This is a genomic window from Tateyamaria armeniaca, from assembly GCF_045797845.1.
Lineage (GTDB): Bacteria > Pseudomonadota > Alphaproteobacteria > Rhodobacterales > Rhodobacteraceae > Tateyamaria > Tateyamaria armeniaca.
In genome coordinates, this window is the sequence record NZ_JBHDIY010000002.1 from 2,493,966 (window position 1) to 2,512,023 (window position 18,058).

Genomic DNA, 18,058 nt, shown 5'->3' on the forward strand with positions numbered 1-18,058 from the left:
GTGCGGCCCGTGCGGTTTCAGCAGGCGGCGCAGCTCGTCAAAAAACTGGGCCGCAGACGCCAGTCGGGCTTGTCCTCTTCGGCCACGCCGGGTTGTGCATCATCGGTGTAAAGCGTGAAAATCTGTTCGAACTGATCAATGACAAGGCACAGCGCGTAGCCTGCCTGATGATCCGCCCATTTTTCCCAGAAGTGTTTAAAAAACTGCACAAAACCGAATTCGGGAAGGTCGAGCGTGTCGATCCATTCGCGGTGCGCCGCCCGCGCATGGGGCGAGGCCATGAGGGTGTGGATTTCCTTGAGCGTGGCCCCTTTCCACAGGTCGCCCTCAATGCTTTGCCCGATCTCGTCGAAGGAAAAGAACATGTGGAAATGGCGCCAATAGGCCCGAATATCCATTGTTCCGGCCAGCAGCTTGCAAAAGAACGGCGTCGTGCGCCCGCCGCGAAAGCGGTAGGGGTCAAACCACAGTTTGCTGATCTCGAACGCGGCCAGCAGGTTGCGCCGGGCGGGGTTCTCGCTTTCGATGGCATCAAAGCGGTCCAGCACCGCTTCGAGCGGTTGATCGGCAAGGTCAGGTGCGAATTCCAGCATGGCCGCGATGGCGTCCGCTTCGCATTCGGGCGGCGGGATCAGTTGCAGGATCGAGGCGACGCGCACGGCTTCAAGTGGGTCGCTTTGTGGCGTCAGACGCACGGTGTGGATGCCGGTTTCCTCGATCCGCGGGATCACGCGGGCGTTCAGCAGCGAGGTTTTGCCCGCGCCGGACTGGGCATGCAGAATGCACAACTGACCCTTTAGGAACAGCGATGCCATTTCGCGCTCTTCACGCACACGTCCGAAAAAAGCGGCGAGTCCTCGAACTGGTAACTGTCGGTGCCTTTGTAGGGTTCTTCGCCCACCGTCGCGCGGGTGTATTCCAGCGGAAACTTGTCGGCGAGCGTGCCGTAACCTTTTGGGGGTGTCCGCAGCCCGTGCATACGATCGCCGGATGATGGCGGTTGCGTGTCGGCTTCGGACGACCGGGGTTCCATCACGCGGTCCGCGCCATGACCTGGTTGCCGCCGGGTCCTGCCGGAGAGGTGCCGCCGGGATCAATTTCCTTTTCCAGCGCATGCAGGAAGGCCTCTTGGCCCGGTTTTACTTCGATCAGGTTCAATGTGCTGGCGTGATGCTTGAGGTTTTCGCGCATCGCCTCTTCCATTTGCAGCAACCAGCCATCGCGCACGCGTTTGGTTAGGCCCTCGCGGTCGCGCGGGACCACGTAGCGGTTGATGCGGGTTGCGCGGAACGGAACGCGCCAGACGGCTTCGGCGGCCTGTTGGACTTCGGTCAGCAGAAAGGATGTGCCAAACACAACGGATGGCGCGATTTTCAACCGTTCTTCGACGGCGGATGGCACCAGATCCTCGATCCGGGTCAGTTCGAACAGCTGTTCATTGTTCACCACACAGCTGTCATCGACATCGATGGACCCGTGGTATTTGAACAGAATACAGCCTTCCATATCGTCAAAGCTAAGGTCGCGGGCAGTCGTGGGATGGGTGTAATCGTCGCCGGAGCCGCGAAAACTTTGGCGCGATGTTGTTGCATGTCGGCTTGTTGTTTCGGGCAGGGCATCGGCCAGGAAGTTCAGCGCCTGTTCTTCTGCATCTTCGCGGTCGCGGGGCAGGATCAGTGGCTGACTGCCTTCGTCGAAATAGTCGCTCAGAATAATCGTGTCGCCCTGCACCTGTGATCCAACGCTTTGAATGACCAGACAGTCGGGCAATTTGACGGTCACCCGCGTGAAGGGCACGCCATGATACATCATGTGCCATTCAAGGTTGGTGCCAAAGTTGGTCGTAAAGATCATCGGGGCAGGGGTGCGTCGCCGTCGTGTCGTCTCGGCGGTTTCAAGCAGCAGCCGCAGGACGCGGGCAAACTGGTCATAAAACCCGTTGTTGCGCTTGCGCCTGCTGTTCAGGATGGTTTTCAGGCGCGACTGCACAAGGCGGGAATCCCCCTTGCCCATGGACAGCCAGCTTGCCACCAGTTCCAGGGGCAAAATGCCGGAATCGTCATCATCATCCGGCAGAAAGTCACCTTTTTCCTTGATCAGATGCGCGACTTCCCACGGGCTTGGTTCGCCGGATTCCGGAAAACGCAGGTTTTCCTCTTCGCCGTAATCCTCGCCTGATGGCACTTCCATTCCAGTCAGGGGGCCCACCAGAAAGTTGAGGCCAAACTGGCGCACATCGCGGCGCAACTGTTCGGGGATGCCGTGATAGGGGTCTTCTGCGGTTGCGGCAGCGTCGTGGCGGTTCTGGCGTGACTTGCGCGCGGGCTGCGCATTGGGGGCTGTGCCATCGCCTGTATCGCGTGGCGGCAGGTTGCGATCACTGCGCACCCGGTCCACTACCCTGAGTATCTTGCCAATCGGTGCCGTGTCTTCGAGGTGGTTGAAGATGATGGGGGGAAAGCTGCGAAACCGCGCGCCCGGATCGGCCGGGGTGGCGCCGGGCAGGATCACTGTGATCAGCGAAAACTTGGGATCGATGGCAAAGTTGAACCCCATGTCCAGCTCGAACGTCTGGTAGCGCCCAACCCCCGCAGGCCCCCAACACCCGGCAAAAACCAGTGTCTTGTCAAAGGCTTCGTCGATTTCAGAACCTGCGATGCGGTCATTGTCCATGTCCCGGTCGTCAAAGAAAACCGAACAGCCCTTGGCGGTCAGCGCCGTACAAAGTGCGCGCGCTGCGGGTTTGTCTCTGGAATTATGCGACAGGAATACGTCGTAAAAATCTTCGGCCATAATGCGGATCGGTCCAAAAAATATTTCAACCTTAGGCAGAAGGTTAACGAAGATTTTTTGTTTTGCACAGCCCCAAGTGCAGGAGCCCAGGCTTCATTCGTGTCAGGCGCCGCGAATTCATCTCCGTCTGGTACCGTGTTGGTCGCCTTTGAGGCGATTTGGTTTTACGGATCCCAGATCTGCGGGATGCCAAGCCCCGGTTTGCGGTTGTTCAGCGCATCGATATAGGCATCCATGTCGTGGTTCAGCCCTGATTTTGGCGATGCGTGGCGTAGCGTCATGGACTGTCCGGTGCGGTGAAAACTGCTCGGCAGATAGCAGACGATATCGTCATCCCGGCAAATCGACAGCGACAAACCGTCCAGAGCGATTTTCCCGTGCGACTTGCGCGGGCGTGGGGCGGCAAAGCCGATGGCAGGTGCGGCCCATGTCTTGGACAAAATCTGCGCTGCAGCCGCGCCCAGCGAATGACCCACGATCACCTTTGGCCAATCACGTGGATTTTTACCGACCCAATGGTGGATTTTGTTGGCGTGTCTCAGAAACCCCTGGTGCCATATCGTGCGCGAGAACCCCAGCTTGGTGCGCTTGTCGACCTTTTGCTTTTTGGCTTCTTCGCGAAAGGTCAGCCTGCGTGTGCCCAACGCCCAGATCCGCAGATTGAAGCGCAGGTAGTCCGCCAGCGAGTTGCTGCCCGGGATCAGCAAGGTTTCGTTGTTCAGCATATAGGCTTCGACGCCCTTGACGGTGCAGCGTTTAGTGACGTGGAGGCCAAATTCGCGATCAAGCCTGGTGTCCCCGTCGGTCTCTTTGCGCGGATCTAGCTGGTAGGCGATGGCCACAAGATGCGCCGCCGTCATCACCGATTGCGCCGAGGCGGGGCTTTTGCCGAACAAGGCGCGATAGGTCTTGTTGCCGACGATGCCGTCCGCGACAAGGCGGTACTTTTTCTGAAACGCGCGAATGGCGGCGATTGTTTTCGCCCCCCTGATCCCGTCAACGGGGCCGGGCGCAAAGCCAAGTTCCTTCAACCGGCGTTGAATTTTTGCCCAGTCAAGCTGTGCCATATCCGCCCACCCCTTGTTGATCTGTCGCGCGGACAGTACGGACGGCCCTGCCATATGGCAACGTATGGTCGTTCTATTTGCTGCGGTGCGGGACTTGTCCGAATTACCCCCTCGCTCCAGCGTTACAACTTGCGCCGTGGGGCAAATATGGTCACTCTGCCACTGGGAAATGTGGCCAAATCAAATTTGGCACCGGGGGAACGAAATGCAACGCAGTCTGGCTGCGGTCCTTGTCGCGGATGTGGCGGGCTATTCCGAATTGATGGGCCACAATACGGAGGCGACGCTCAGCGCCCTCAAACGCCTCCGCTCCGAGATTTTTCGCCCCGCCGTCGCCTCACGCAGTGGCCGTGTCGTCAAAAGCATGGGAGATGGTTGGATCGTCCTGTTTTCGGCGGCAGCAGATGCGGCGACCTGTGCCTTGCAGATACAGGAGTTGCTGGCCACCGACCCCAGCCACCAGGACCCCAGAATGCTGCTGCGCCTTGGTGTGCATCTGGGTGACGTGATCGAGGATGAAGAAGACGTGTTCGGCGACGGTGTGAACGTCGCCGCCCGCCTCGAAGAGTTCGCCAAACCCGGGACGATCGCCATTTCGGATGCGGTGTTTGGCAGCCTGGATGGCACATTGCGTCCGTCATTTGATGATGCGGGTGAGCGGTTGCTGAAGAACATTGCCAAACCGGTGCGCGTCTGGACGGGCGGCAGTTCACCGGAGGCATCTTATGGCGGAACCGCCAAGGCCGACCGCCCCCACGTTGTCATCCAGCCCGTCCAGACCTCGGATGCGCGCACCGAAGTGATCGAGCTGGCCGATGCCCTGACAGGCGACGTGCTGACCTATCTTGGCGCGACACATTGGCTGTCCGTCACCTCGGGCGCCAGTCACGATCAGGCCTATACCCTCACTTCGCGATTGCGCGCCAGCGGTGCGCGCTTGCGTCTTGAGGTCCGTTTTGTCGGGCCGAACGGGACCGAGTTGTGGGCAACCAAGATTGACGGGGAAATGGAGGATGCGTTTGACTGGCAGGACAGTTCTGCCGAAACGATGGTCTCGCACGTTCTGGCAGCCACGTTTGACGCCGAACGCCGTGTTCTGGACAAGCTGAGCCTGGAGGAGATGAGCGCCAACCAGTGTGAATTGCGCGGGCAACTGGCGCTCGATCATCTGGACCCGGATGCCTTTGCGGATGCCCTGACCTATTCAAGTGCGGCCATCGAAAAGGATGCGCAATCTGCCCCGGCCTATGCGCTGGCCCTTGTGTCTTACCTTTCCGCTGCGGTCATGGGGTTTGATGCCGTCACCGCGCCCCATGCACGCTCGATCCCCAAATGGTGCGCGGCGGCCGCCCCATTGGCCCCGGACCATGCCCACCTGCACCTTGCCCTTGGCGTGACCGCCTATGCAGAGGCGCGCGATCCGGTCGCCATGCGCAAAATCATCGACAAGGCGCTGCGCCAGTCCGCATCTGACTACGTCACACTGACCATGAGCGGTTGGGCCTATGTCTGGATCGGCGATCACCGCACGGCGGTTGAATGCTTCAGCAAAGCGTGGACATTCGGCAAGCAAAGCCCGTGGGCGCTGGCGATCAAGGGCGGTCTGGCCTTTTCGCTGCTGCAGACAGGTGATGACAAAGGGGCCATTTCCCATGCCCGCGACGGGCTAGAGACAAGTGCGGATTACGCCACGCTGCACCGCATACTGGCCGCCGCCCACGCCCATTTGGATGAAGACGCCGCCGCACAAGGCGCGCTGCGGGCCGCCCTGGCCGCGGATCCGCAGGATTCCATCCGTGCGATCCGGGCGCGCAACCTGTTTGCCGATCACGATTCCGGCAACCGTTATTTGGACGGGCTGCGTCTGGCCGGAATGCCTGAATAACGTGACCTAGTGGATGTCCGGCTCGGGCACCGGTGCGCCAAAACCCGTTTCGAGATAGTTAAAGTCACAGCCCTTGTCCGCCTGCTGAATGTGGCGCGCAAACATCCACCCATATCCGCGCTGGTAACGCGGGGCGGGGGCGACCCAGGCCGCGCGGCGCTGGTCCAGTTCTGCCTCGCTCAGTTGGACGTTCAGCGACCGGTTCGGCACGTCCACTTCGATGATGTCACCGGTTTCGATCAGGGCAAGCGGGCCGCCGATGAACGCCTCGGGGGCCACGTGCAGGATGCAGGCCCCATAGGACGTGCCCGACATCCGCGCATCCGACAGGCGCACCATGTCCCGCAGACCCAGTTTCAAAAGCGCTTTAGGCATCGGGATCATCCCCCATTCCGGCATTCCGGGTCCGCCCTGCGGCCCGGCGTTGCGCAGCACCAGAACGCTGTCCGGGGTCATGGGATAGTCTTCGTCGTTGATGATCTCTTTGAGCGCATCATAGCTGTCGGCGACGATGGCAGGCCCCTTGTGGGTCTGGAATTTCGGATCCATCGCGGCGGGTTTGATCACCGCCCCATCGGGCGCAAGGTTGCCGCGCAGCACGGCAAGCGACCCTTCGCTGTAGACGGGGTTGGACAGGGGGCGGATCACGTCCGCGTTAAAGTTCTTGGCCGGTGCGATGTCATCGCCAAGGGTCTGGCCCGTGACCGTCGTCACGGACAGATCCAGTTTGTCGCCAAGCTCCTTCATCAATGCGGGCAGACCGCCTGCATAGAAAAAATCCTCCATCAGATACGTGTCGCCAGAAGGGCGGATATTGGCGATCACGGGCGTTGTGCGGCCGATGGCGTCTATGTCGTCCAGGGTCAGCGGGACGCCTGCGCGCCGGGCCATTGCGATCAGATGGATGATGGCGTTGGTCGAACAGCCCGTGGCCATTGCAACCGTCACGGCGTTGCGGGTGGCGGCGGGGGTGATGATCCTGTCGGGTGTCAGATCGTCCCACACCATGTCCACGATGCGCCGCCCGCAGGTGGCGGCCATACGCTTGTGACTGGCGTCCGGAGCAGGGATGGACGAGGCACCCGGCAGTGTCAGCCCGAACCCTTCGGCAATCGACATCATGGTAGAGGCCGTGCCCATCGTCATGCAGGTGCCATAGGAGCGCGCGATGCCGCCCTGCACCCCTTCCCATTCCGCGGCGCCAATGTTGCCCGCCCGCCGTTCATCCCAGTACTTCCAGACATCCGTGCCTGAGCCGAGCTTTTGCCCCGCATAGTTGCCCCGCAGCATGGCCCCGGCAGGCAAAAAGATCATTGGCAGGCCCATCGATACGGCCCCCATCACCAGCGCGGGCGTGGATTTGTCACAGCCCCCCATCAGCACGACGCCGTCGACAGGGTGGCTGCGCAACGTCTCTTCGACTTCGATCGCGCCAAGATTGCGGTAGAGCATGGATGTGGGTTTCAGGAACTGTTCGGCAAAGTCGTGCACAGGCAGCTCGGCAGGCGTGCCTCCGGCCTGCAATATGCCGCGTTTGACCCATTCGGCGCGGTCGCGCAGGTGGTGATGGCAGGGGGAAAGATCGGACCACGTGTTGATGATCGCGATCACCGGTTTGCCCTCCCAATCCTCGCCCGACCAGCCCATTTGCATCGCCCGGCTGCGGTGGCCCATGGAGCGTAAATCGTCGGGCGCGAACCATCGGGCGGAACGCAGGTCTTTGGGATCTTTGGGCATGGGGGGCTAGGGCTCCGGTTTTTGGTCGTGATCTTGGCTGACAGTGGAACCTAGCATTGCCGTGGACAAGGGGTCCATTGCTCTCGCCCGGCTTGGGATGACGTGAAAACTGGCACCTGAAGTTGTACGATTGGGCGGCCTGATCTTTGCTCTGCGCTGATCCAATTGATTTATTGCAATATTCTGACGGACCTGTACCACTTTGGGCTGTATACTGTTTTTGGGGGAAAACATGGTGCGCCGGGACGATATGACGACGGGTTCAGGGGATGACACGCCTGTGCAATTCATACTGAACGGTGCCCACGTGACGCTCAAAGATGTCTCACCCCATGACCTGCTGATCGACTACCTGCACACGCCAGAGGTCGGTTTGAAAGGCCCCAAGCTGGTTTGTGGCGAGGCTGGATGCGGGGCCTGCACGGTCATGGAAACGTCCTGGGATGAACAGGCGGGCCGCTTTGTCAAACGGGCCATCAATTCCTGCGTGCGGCCGTTGGCTTCGCTTGATGGCGCGATGATCACCACGACCGAAGGCATCGGTTCCACCCGCGACGGACTGGACAAGGTTCAGTATCAGCTTGCCGCCCACAACGGGTCGCAATGCGGCTACTGCTCGGCCGGGTTCGTGATGAACATGTATACGCTGCTGCAGAACGCGGCCGACGGGCTGAGTGAGGCCGAGATCGAACAGAATTTCGACGGGCATATCTGCCGCTGCACTGGCTACCGCCCCATTCTGGACGGGTTCAAGACCTTTGCCGACGACTACGTTCCCCCCGCCAACCCGCAGGACATCGAGGTCGCCAAAGGCTGGCAACCCGCCGTCAAACTGTTCGATGCCGCCCCGCCGCCGCCCGAGAGTTTCGCAGGCTACATGCAGACGCCGAACTTTGCACTCTATGAAAACGGGCAACACAGCTATGCGCGCGTGACAGATCAGGACACGCTGTTTGGCATTCTGTCAGACCCTGCACCTTATCCGGGCGGGCGGCGGCTGGTGTCGGGCAATACAAGCATCGGCATCTACAAGACGGTCGCGATCTATGGCGAAGAGGCGATCAGCCCGCCCAACCTTGTTGACATATCACGCGTGGCCGCGTTGCAGGGTGTGACCCCATGCGCCACGGAAATCGATGGCGTCAACACGCTCGACATCGGGGCAGGGGTCACGCTGGCCCAACTGATTGACATGCTGGAACAGCAAATTGCCGCCGCCCCCGAAGGGCATGTGCGCGCCTATGAAGGCATGTTGCGGCATCTGCACGTGGTGGCAAACCTTCAGGTGCGCGCGGTGGCGACTGTCGGCGGCAACATCGCGATGGCTGTCAATTACGGCTTTCCTTCGGATGTGATCCTGCTGCTTGCCGCATTGCGCGCCACCGTCACGGTCAGCGCAGGCGGCGAACCGCATGAGATCGACATTCTGGACCTGCCCCGGCAAGACGCCGAAGCGGATGATTTCGTGGTCTACCTCCGTTTTGCGCCCACAACTGGCATCGGCCCGGATTGGTACTTTTCCAGCCATAAGGTCCGCGCGCGTCCCGACAATGCCCACGCCATCGTCAACGCGGCGCTATCGGTCAAAATGACCGGCGGGCAGGTGACAGACGCTTCCCTCGTCTTTAACGGTCTTTTTCCCGAGGTCGCCGACCGTGTCCTGCGCAGCTTTGGTGGCAACCCGGCCTTTCAGGCCGTGCGGATGGAAGCAGTGGAAGAGGCGCTGATCGGCAAAGCGTGGGATGACGACGCCTTGCAGGCCGGTCTCGCCGCGCTGGAGGATGAACTGGACCGCGTCGTGCCTGCCGACATGCCCCCAGTCGAAGCCGTGCCATGGGACTACCGCAAGTCGCTTGCGCGGGCGTTGTTCTTCAAATCCTTTGTCGAGATCGCGGATCAGGCGGCGGTCGAGGTGGCGCAGTCAAACCAGAGTGCCGCAGGACCGATTGCGCGCGGCGTTTCGGGCGGGCAGCAAAGCTACAACGACTACCCTGAGGAACTGCCGCTGTCGGCCCCGCTGGTCAAGTTGTCAGCCTTCATGCAGACGACCGGCGAGGCGGAGTACACCCAGACCCTTGAGGCCCCGAGTGCGGCGTGGGAGGGGGCCTATGTCTATTCGCGCAATGCGCTGGGCCGCTTTCATTTCAAAACGTCCGATGGGGTCAAGGCGACACCACAACAGGTGGTCGCCGATATGCAGGCGCAGGGTTTTGACCAGCTTTTGGGCATGGTGACCTATGACGACGTGCCCAACAAAGAAGGCAACTGGGCCGGTATGGGCTTTGACGAACCCATCTTTGTGCCCCGGGAAGGTGCCGACATTCCCGCATCGGTCACGACCGCTGCCGCAGAACAGGCGACGTTCCAGCCGACTTTCTTCACCTCGTCCGGTGCGCCTCTGGCAATGGTCTTTGCCAAGGACGCGCAAACGGCCCGCCAGCTTGCCGCCTACATCCGGTTCAACCATGTGGCCGAAATCCCAGAAGGTGACGCGATCCTCAGCCTTGAGGACGCGATGGCGCAGGACAAGGTGTTTCCCGACGACCCGGCCACAAGCCCGACACTGAGCCATATCCAGTCCATCACGCGGCCCGGCAGTGATCGCGATTGGCTGGACGCGCCCGAACGCCCGATGCCCGGATGCACCACCATCACGGGCACGCACAGTACGGGTGCGCAAAACCACTTTTACCTCGAAACCCAGACGACGCTGGCCATACCTGGCGAACACGGGGCGATGACGCTGTTTGCCTCCACCCAGAACCTTGCCGACAACCAATACAGTGCGGCCCACGCGCTGGGCGTGTCGGCCAACAAGGTGGCGGTCAAGCTGACCCGTGTGGGCGGTGGTTTTGGCGGCAAGCAGATGCGCACCGCCTTTACCTCGACGGCGGCGGCAGTGGCGGCGGCGGCGCTGAACCGGCCCGTGCGCCTTGCCCTTGATCGCAACACCAACATGATCATGCAGGGCAATCGGCATCCTTTCCACGCCGATTACCGTGTCGCTGTGAACCCCGATGGCCGCATTCTGGGGATGGAGGTGGATTTCAAGTCCGACGGCGGCTGCACCTACGACATCTCGTTCAACGTGATGGATTTTGTGCAACTGCTGGCGGAGAATATCTATGACATTCCGACATGGCGCACGACCGGTAACGTGTTCCGTACAAACAAGATTTCATCCACTGCTTATCGTGGGTTCGGCATCATCCAATGCATGAACATCATCGAGGGGATCATTGCGCGCGTCGCCCATGAAACGGGCCTGTCGGTCGAAACGATCCGCGCGCAGAACATGTATGGGCGCGGCCGTGCGGTTGCCGGACCGTTCGAGGTGAGCGCGCAGGCGCTCGAAGCCCTCACAACCATGGACATCTTTGAACCCGCGCAATTGGACGCATTGTCGGACATGGTGCATCAGACCTATCCCAGTGAAACAGAGTTTCGTGCCGCCATCGCAGAGGTGATCACCGCCACACCCGCGCAACTGATGCTGATGCTGGATTTCTGCACACAGGCGCACGGGTTCACACCCTATATGCAGGCCCTCGACAAGTTCAACATCGACATGACCTATCAGGAACTGGTGCGTGCGCCGGAATACGCCGAACGGGTCAAGGCGGTCGAGGATTTCAACGCCGCCAATCGGTGGAAAAAGCGTGGCATATTCTCGATGCCGCTGAAATACGGCAATGCGTTTACAGGGCCACGCGGCGCGCTCAATCAGGGGGGGCCTATGTCGTGGCTTACTCGGACGACGGCTCGGTTCTTGTCCGGCACGGTGGTGTCGAACTGGGGCAGGGGCTGCAAACCCAGATGGCGCAGATCGCGGCGCGCACGCTGGGCATTCCGCTGACCAAGATCCAGATGGGATCGACCACGACCGAAGTGGTCGCTGACGCCTCGCCCACCGCCGCCTCGACGGCCTCTGACCTCAATGGGGGAGCGGTGGAACTGGCCTGTCGCGACCTGCGCGCCCGGCTTGAGGATTTCTGCCGCAATCTGGAGCAGTTCAGCTACCGCGACATCCAGCACAACCGCACCCCGGCCGAGGCGGGTTACAAGGACATGGTCGAGGCGGTGGTGAACAACTGGCGCACGCGCTGGGAGGACTGCTGGGATATGATCGTCAACCTTGCCTTCCAGAATCGCATCAATCTCGCGTGCAGCGCGCGTTATGCGGTTCCAGACTATACGGCGGTGGATGGGCGCCATCCCATTGGCAACCCGTTCCTGTACCACCTCTATTCGGCGGCGATTTCCGAGGTCGAACTCGATGTACTGACCGGCGAGTGGAACTTTGTGCGCGCCGACATTCGCGGCGACATCGGCAAATCGCTGAACCCGCTTTTGGATGTCGGCCAGATCGAGGGCGCATTCATTCAGGGCCTCGGGTACCTCACCACCGAAGAGATGCTGTGGCAAACGGCAGATCAGGCCCCCATCGAAGGGTTCGAGACAGGTGCGCTGCTGACCTATGGCACGTGGGCCTACAAGCCCCCGACGATCAATTCGATTCCCGAAGATTTCCGCGTCAGCATCGTCAACAACGATGGCACCAACGCCACGGGCATGAACGAAACCGGGCCCGCACCTGCGGATTCCGGCGTCAAGGCCTCCAAAGGGGCAAGCGAGTTTGGTTTGGTTCTGGCCAACTCGGCCTTTTACGCCCTGCACGCCGCGGTCATGGCCGCACGCAAAGACGCTGGGATCACCGACTGGGCCGACATTCCGGCCCCGGCCACCGTGCCACGCCTCTTCATGGCCTGTAATCCGACCCGTGACCAGTTTTCCATCGGCACATAAGCCGCAATCCATTTCCGGAGACGAGATATGACCAAAACGCCTTTGCTTGTGACCCATGACGGGTCGGTGGATGAATTCGCCTCGATTGCATTGCTGTGCGGCGCTGATTTTCAGGCGCGCTATGACATCAAGGGTGTTGTGGTCATCAACGGGGACACGCTGGGTGTGCCTGCCTATTTCTGCACCAAACGCATTCTGAACATGTGCGGCCAGGCCCATGTTCCGGTGGGGTTGAGTGCGGCGCGCGCCATCAACGGGTTTCCATGGGCCTATCGCCAGTTCCCCCTGATCCTGAACACCCTGCCGGCCTTGCCTGAAATTGCGGGGCTCGAAGGGCAGACACCTCGGGATGGCGACGAGTTGCTGGCCAATATCATGCAAGAGGCGAGTGACGGCGAATTGGTGGTCCTGAACCTTGGCGGACTGACGCCCTTTGCGCAAGTCGCGGGCAAGTTGAACCTGTGGCACAAGGTGAAGTCGATGTTCTGGATGGGCGGTGTGCTGGACCCCGAGATGGGCAATATCGATCCAGGGATCGTGCCCGGTGCGCCGATGCATTCGGAATGGAATGTCTTCTTTGATCCTCCGGCGGTGCAGGAGGTTTACGACAATTGCAAACCAGCCGAGATTTACCAGTTCCCGCTGAACGTCACCAATGCTTATCCCAACAGTGCGGATTGGATACGGGGCAGCCTGAATCCGTCAGCCCGCGCGGGTCATCAGGTCGTTGATTTTCTCGCCAACGCCTATGCGGCGGTGGTCCCTCAGGGCGGCGCGTCGCTTTGGGATGTGGTCACCACCATCGGTCTGATGAATACGGAAAACTCAGCCGGTGTGACCTTCTATGACTACACGCAGGCCGATGTCTGGGTCGAGATCCGCCTATGGGGCAAACGAGGGGCGCCTGATGCCCGCCACCACCGGCGGCGGTCGCACCATCAATGTGGCCCAGCAGCACGAAACGGCGGACGCAGTCCGCGCCTACGCGCTCCAGCAATGGGAGAGTATCCCCAACCATGATATGTAAGGGTCAGGTTCATATGAAAGCGGGAAGGGACGCGTGATGCGCACAGCACTCAGAACCGTATTGGGGTCTGTTGCTGCCCTTGGGTTGGCCATAGGGGTTGCCCACGCGGCAGAGATCACAATGACATTCGGGGATTCAACGCCGCCATACGCGTTCAGCGACACCGGCACCGGCCTTGAGGTTGATATCGTGCGCGAGGCACTGGCCCATCGCGGGCATGTGCTTGTGCCCAGCTTCGTGCCCGCCGCGCGGGTTGAACGACAGTTCAAGCAGGGTCTGGTCGATGCCGCCTCGAAAGATCCGGGGCGCACGCTGGAAGGGCCGGATGCCCATTACGCGGACGTATCGGTTGAATTTTTTGATGTCCTCATCACGCTGACCGAACGCGATCTGGAATTGACGTCGCCATCGGACCTTGACGGCTTGAAGGTGATGGCATTTCAGAATGCATGGATGTTCTTTCCTGATTGGTTGACGCGGGTGCGTGATGAGGGGCGGTATTCGCAAACGTCCGATCAGTCCGAACAGGTGCGCGCCCTTGCCAGCGGTCTGGTCGATGTGGTCGTCGCTGATCGCAACATTTTCAACTACCACGCCCGCGCATGGGCCAAAGACAGTGGCGAGGCGTTGCCCGCCATGACGATGAGCGAATTCCAACCCCCGTTGCGCGTGCAGCCGGTTTTCCGGGATGCAGACATTCGGGACGATTTCAACGCAGGTCTTTCGCACCTCAAAGAAACGGGGCGGTATGATGAACTTGTCGATGCATATCTTGAATAATCATGGCACGCGCACCGGTTCTGAGTGTGAAGCGGGCACAAGCCCACGTAGGTCGGCGTCCGGCCTGACAGGAGGGACATCATGACCTTTTCAACGCGCATGATCACCATGGCCGCCGCAGGTCTGATCGCAATGGCGGCTTGGGCACAAGACGTCACCGCCGAAGTCCTTACCATGACCTTTGGTGCGTCGATCCCGCCTTATGCCTTTCCCGATACCGGGCGGGGCATTGAGGTCGATATCATCCGCGAGGCGCTGGCCCAATCCGGGATCGAACTGGACCCCGTCTTTGTCCCGGCCCGCCGCATCGCCTTCGAGTTCATTCAGGGCAAGGTCGATGCCGCCTCAAAGGATCAGGGCGAGGATCTGACCGCACATGGTGGCATCTACGGGGATGTGTCCGTGCAGTTTCAGGACGTCATTTTCACGCTGGAAGAACGCGGATTTGCCCTTGCGCAGCCGGGCGATCTTGAGGGCCTTCGCGTCGTGGCGTTCCAGAATGCGTCCAAACACTATTCCGACTGGTTGTCACCGCTGGAAGGCAGTGCGAATTACACGGAAACTGCGGATCAAAGCCTTCAGGTCAAGATGCTGCACCGGGGTCGGGCCGATGCCATCGTGGCGGACCTCAACATCGTACAGTACCTGACCAAACTCGTCGCCGAAGAGGGCAAGATCGACATCAAGCCGGTGACGACCACCAATTTCGCCGATCCTTGGGGTTATCGCCCCGCTTTTCGCACCGAAGAGTTGCGCGACAAATTCAACGCCGGGCTCAAAACGCTGATCGACTCAGGCCGTTATCAGGAGATTGTCGATAGTTACGTCAACTGACCCCCCAAGACGCGTGCCCGGTTCCGCAGTCTGCGGGCCAAATTCCTGCTGTTCATCGTGCCGCTGGTCCTGTCGGCAGTTGTGGTGGTGTTTGGATTGTTCGAGTACAGCGCCAACCAGCGCGCCAGCCAGCAGCTTCTGAACCGGCTGGATCAGTTGCTGACCATGCAGGTGCAGGTCCTGTCTCGGCCATTGTGGAACCTGTCCGAGGAACAGATTGAACTGATCGTGTCCGCCATCGAAGTGGACGAGGACGTGCTGGGCGTCGCCGTCTATGACGAGGTCGGCGACCTCATGGCCTACAAGGGTCAGATCGAGGGAATGGAAGACAACCGCTTTTTCGGGCAGCGCGACATCGTGCAGGCCAATGCCGCCGCCGATCAGGTGATTGGCAGCCTCGCCATCGCGCTGACCCCCGCGGGCGTGCGCGAGCAGCGCAATACGCGCCTTGTCTTTGCCGTTGGTCTGGCGGCGGTGTTGATGGGGGCCATCATCATCAGCGCGCTGATCGCGAACCGTCGCACCATCGGCGTGCCGCTTGATCTGTTGCTGGGGTCGATAAACCAGCTGCGGCAGGGCAATGGGCGCAGGCCCGTGAACTGGAGCAGCGATGACGAGATGGGCGAGGTGATCGTCGCCTATAACGAGATGCTCGCCCGGCAGGCATCAGACGAACAAAGCCTGCTGACCGCCAATGACGAACTTGAGGCGCGGGTCGAGATGCGCACTCACGAACTGTCCGTGGCCAGCCAACAGCTGACCGACGCCATCGAAAGCATGTCCGAAGGTTTTGCGCTCTACGATTCCGATGACAAGCTTGTGCTGTGCAACACAACCTACCGGGAAAAAATATACACCGCGCCGTCCGATACTCTGAAGCTGGGCATGTCGTTTCAGGATGTTGTGGCGCAGATCGCCAGTTCCGGTGAAGTGCGCAAAGCCGCAGAAGACCCCGACGCCTGGGCCAGCCAGCGCCTCGCCCATCACCGTGCGCCCGGCAAACCCCTGCTTGAGCAGCGCCGCGACGGCAGTTGGATACAGATCACCGAATACCCGACCGCAGATGGCGGTGTGGTCGGAATTTACTCGGACCTGACGGAGCTCAAACGCCTGTCGGTCGAGCTGGAAGATGCCAAGAACGTGGCCGAGGCCGCCAATGACGCCAAAAGCACTTTCCTTGCCACGATGAGCCACGAAATCCGCACGCCCATGAATGGGGTGATCGGCATGTCCAACCTGTTGCTGGATACCGAGTTGGACGACGAACAGCGTGATTTCACCGAAACCATCAACAAGTCCGCCGAAGACTTGCTGAACATCATCAACGATATCCTCGATTTCAGCCGGGTGGACAGTGGCAAGCTGGCGCTGGAACGGCTGGCCTTTGATCTGCGCACCTGCATGGAAGAGGCGGTGGACCTTGTCGCGGTCATTGCCGCCGAAAAGGGTTTGGACCTCGCCTACGAAATGGGACCCGACGTTCCTGTGATGATCGTGGGTGATCCGATGCGCCTGCGTCAGATCCTTTTGAACCTGCTGAACAACGCCATCAAGTTCACCAAAGAAGGGGACGTGGTGCTGGCCGTGACACTGACCGGCAAGGGCGCTGCCGCTGGAACACGGACCTTGCAATTCTCGGTGCGCGATTCCGGTATCGGCATTCCAGCGGACAGGATGGACAGCCTGTTCCAGTCCTTCAGCCAGGTCGATGCGTCGACAACGCGGCGCTATGGTGGCACCGGTCTGGGTCTTGCGATTTCCAAGCGGCTGGTCGAGCTGATGGGCGGGCGGATCTGGGTGGACAGCGCCGTTGGCAAAGGCACGACGTTCCATTTCGCGATTGATTTCGAAGTCGCGGCGGCCCCCGCGCCGGAAGACGAAGGTAAGATCAGGGACGGGCTGGAAGGCCGCCACGTGCTGATCGTCGATGACAATGCCACGAACCGGCGCATTCTGGACGTGCAGACGCGCGACTGGGGGATGCATCCGAGCGTTGTGGCCTCTGGACGCGAAGCGATGGACCTGCTGCGCGGGGCAGGGCGGTTCGACGCCGTCATCCTTGATTTGTCGATGCCGGATGAGGACGGGCTGACCCTTGCCAAACATATCCGCGAGATACCCGAGCGGCGTGCTGTCCCGTTGATCCTGCTGAGCTCGATCGGGCGCTCTGTCGTCGGGCGACAGGACGAATTTGATGCCGTGGGCTTTGCAAGCGTGCTGCAAAAACCGATCAAACCCTCGCCGCTGCTGAATGCCCTGATGTCGGAGTTTGGGATAAAAACTGCGGGACCGGGTGTGGATGCAGCCGCGGCCCGCACGACACTGGACACCGAGATGGCCCAGCGGTTGCCGTTGCGCATTTTGCTGGTGGATGATCACCCGACGAACCAGAAACTTGCGCAAATGCTGCTGTTGCGCTTGGGGTACCGGGCGGATGTTGCCTCAAACGGAGTTGAAGCGCTGGAGGCCCTGCGCCTGCAGGTCTACGATGTGATCCTCATGGATATCGAGATGCCCGAGATGGATGGGATGGAGGCAACCCGCCGCATCCAAGACGAATGGGGCAAACGCGCCCCGAAGATCGTTGCGATGACGGCCAACGCAATGCGCGGAGATCGCGACAAATACCTGTCGCTGGGCATGGATCAATACATTTCCAAACCGATCCGGGTGGCCGCCCTGGTGCGTGCGCTTGAGGCCGTTGCGACCTCAATCGCGCCGGTCCCTCCGCCAAAACCCGCCGGTGAAGACATCACTGCCGTGCCGCGTGATACCAGCCGCTGTCTGGATGATGCCGCGCTCAAGAACCTGCTCGACGTGATTGGGGGGGACAAAGCGGCGCTGACTGAATTGATCGACAGTTTCCTGTCGGAATGCAACAAGCTGGTCGCGACCATGCGCACCGCCTACGCCGAGGATGACACCGACACCTTGCGGCGCAGCGCCCATTCGATGAAATCCAGCAGCACCGATTTCGGCGCCAAGACCCTTGCCGGACTGGCCCGCGAACTGGAAATGCGGGCGCGTGAACTGGACCTGACAAACTGCGACGTGCTGCTTGACGACATCGCTGCTGCATTCCAGCGCGTCGCGATGGCGCTGCAAAAGCTGCGGGTCTAGGGGTGGCGC

12 protein-coding genes are annotated in these 18,058 nt (G+C 60.7%); 7 read left to right on the plus strand and 5 right to left on the minus strand.

The window, feature by feature from the left end; translation table 11 throughout:
• Nucleotides 1-17: 17 nt before the first annotated feature.
• The 4 genes from ACERZ8_RS12610 to ACERZ8_RS12625 all read right to left on the minus strand — a co-directional run bounded on the left by ACERZ8_RS12610 (nt 18) and on the right by ACERZ8_RS12625 (nt 3,860).
• Nucleotides 18-815 (minus strand): nSTAND1 domain-containing NTPase, encoded by a 798-nt coding sequence (locus tag ACERZ8_RS12610; RefSeq protein WP_407592532.1) that lies wholly within the window; start codon nt 813-815, stop codon nt 18-20.
• Nucleotides 797-1,036 carry a hypothetical protein gene (locus tag ACERZ8_RS12615; RefSeq protein ID WP_407592533.1) on the minus strand — a complete coding sequence of 80 codons (240 nt, stop codon included), beginning with the start codon at nt 1,034-1,036 and terminating at the stop codon, nt 797-799. Before ACERZ8_RS12615 ends, ACERZ8_RS12610 begins: the two co-directional genes overlap by 19 nt.
• Nucleotides 1,033-2,793 carry a toll/interleukin-1 receptor domain-containing protein gene (locus ACERZ8_RS12620; protein ID WP_407592534.1) on the minus strand — a complete coding sequence of 587 codons (1,761 nt, stop codon included), beginning with the start codon at nt 2,791-2,793 and terminating at the stop codon, nt 1,033-1,035. Before ACERZ8_RS12620 ends, ACERZ8_RS12615 begins: the two co-directional genes overlap by 4 nt.
• 164 nt (nt 2,794-2,957) lie before the next feature.
• Nucleotides 2,958-3,860, minus strand: coding sequence for a peptidoglycan-binding protein (locus ACERZ8_RS12625; RefSeq protein ID WP_407592535.1), 903 nt, complete (start codon nt 3,858-3,860; stop codon nt 2,958-2,960).
• Between the two features lie 205 nt (nt 3,861-4,065).
• Here ACERZ8_RS12625 and ACERZ8_RS12630 point away from each other — a divergent pair, with 205 nt between their 5' ends.
• Complete coding sequence (locus ACERZ8_RS12630; protein WP_407592536.1) at nt 4,066-5,745, plus strand: adenylate/guanylate cyclase domain-containing protein; 1,680 nt, start codon at nt 4,066-4,068, stop codon at nt 5,743-5,745.
• A 6-nt stretch (nt 5,746-5,751) separates the two neighbouring features.
• On the opposite strand, the gene araD is transcribed toward ACERZ8_RS12630, so the two are convergent.
• Nucleotides 5,752-7,482: an L-arabinonate dehydratase gene (gene araD, locus ACERZ8_RS12635; RefSeq protein ID WP_407592537.1), complete on the minus strand. Its 1,731-nt coding sequence runs from the start codon at nt 7,480-7,482 to the stop codon at nt 5,752-5,754.
• Between the two features lie 250 nt (nt 7,483-7,732).
• On the opposite strand from araD, the gene ACERZ8_RS12640 reads away from it, so the two are divergent.
• The 6 genes from ACERZ8_RS12640 (at nt 7,733) to ACERZ8_RS12665 (ending at nt 18,049) form a co-directional block, all read left to right on the plus strand.
• The gene (locus ACERZ8_RS12640) at nt 7,733-11,338 is read left to right on the plus strand and encodes a molybdopterin cofactor-binding domain-containing protein (protein ID WP_407592538.1); all 3,606 of its coding nucleotides are present in this window, start codon (nt 7,733-7,735) and stop codon (nt 11,336-11,338) included.
• Nucleotides 11,224-12,288: a molybdopterin cofactor-binding domain-containing protein gene (locus tag ACERZ8_RS12645; RefSeq protein WP_407592539.1), complete on the plus strand. Its 1,065-nt coding sequence runs from the start codon at nt 11,224-11,226 to the stop codon at nt 12,286-12,288. The genes ACERZ8_RS12640 and ACERZ8_RS12645 overlap by 115 nt, the downstream gene beginning before the upstream one ends.
• A 27-nt stretch (nt 12,289-12,315) precedes the next feature.
• Nucleotides 12,316-13,308 (plus strand): nucleoside hydrolase, encoded by a 993-nt coding sequence (locus tag ACERZ8_RS12650; protein ID WP_407592540.1) that lies wholly within the window; start codon nt 12,316-12,318, stop codon nt 13,306-13,308.
• Between the two features lie 43 nt (nt 13,309-13,351).
• Complete coding sequence (locus ACERZ8_RS12655) at nt 13,352-14,095, plus strand: substrate-binding periplasmic protein (RefSeq protein WP_407592541.1); 744 nt, start codon at nt 13,352-13,354, stop codon at nt 14,093-14,095.
• A gap of 81 nt (nt 14,096-14,176) precedes the next feature.
• On the plus strand, nt 14,177-14,929 hold the full coding sequence (locus tag ACERZ8_RS12660) for a substrate-binding periplasmic protein (RefSeq protein WP_407592542.1): 753 nt from the start codon (nt 14,177-14,179) through the stop codon (nt 14,927-14,929).
• 57 nt (nt 14,930-14,986) lie between these two features.
• The gene (locus ACERZ8_RS12665; RefSeq protein ID WP_407592543.1) at nt 14,987-18,049 is read left to right on the plus strand and encodes a response regulator; all 3,063 of its coding nucleotides are present in this window, start codon (nt 14,987-14,989) and stop codon (nt 18,047-18,049) included.
• Nucleotides 18,050-18,058: the final 9 nt, after the last annotated feature.

What these genes read in the sequence shown, in the direction of transcription:
- ACERZ8_RS12610 (WP_407592532.1), bottom strand. Translation starts at nt 815, where the DNA reads ATGGCATCGCTGTTCCTAAAGGGTCAGTTGTGCATTCTGCATGCCCAG.
- ACERZ8_RS12620 (WP_407592534.1), bottom strand. Translation starts at nt 2,793, where the DNA reads ATGGCCGAAGATTTTTACGACGTATTCCTGTCGCATAATTCCAGAGAC.
- ACERZ8_RS12625 (WP_407592535.1), bottom strand. Translation starts at nt 3,860, where the DNA reads ATGGCACAGCTTGACTGGGCAAAAATTCAACGCCGGTTGAAGGAACTT.
- ACERZ8_RS12630 (WP_407592536.1), top strand. Translation starts at nt 4,066, where the DNA reads ATGCAACGCAGTCTGGCTGCGGTCCTTGTCGCGGATGTGGCGGGCTAT.
- araD (WP_407592537.1), bottom strand. Translation starts at nt 7,482, where the DNA reads ATGCCCAAAGATCCCAAAGACCTGCGTTCCGCCCGATGGTTCGCGCCC.
- ACERZ8_RS12640 (WP_407592538.1), top strand. Translation starts at nt 7,733, where the DNA reads ATGACGACGGGTTCAGGGGATGACACGCCTGTGCAATTCATACTGAAC.
- ACERZ8_RS12650 (WP_407592540.1), top strand. Translation starts at nt 12,316, where the DNA reads ATGACCAAAACGCCTTTGCTTGTGACCCATGACGGGTCGGTGGATGAA.
- ACERZ8_RS12655 (WP_407592541.1), top strand. Translation starts at nt 13,352, where the DNA reads ATGCGCACAGCACTCAGAACCGTATTGGGGTCTGTTGCTGCCCTTGGG.
- ACERZ8_RS12660 (WP_407592542.1), top strand. Translation starts at nt 14,177, where the DNA reads ATGACCTTTTCAACGCGCATGATCACCATGGCCGCCGCAGGTCTGATC.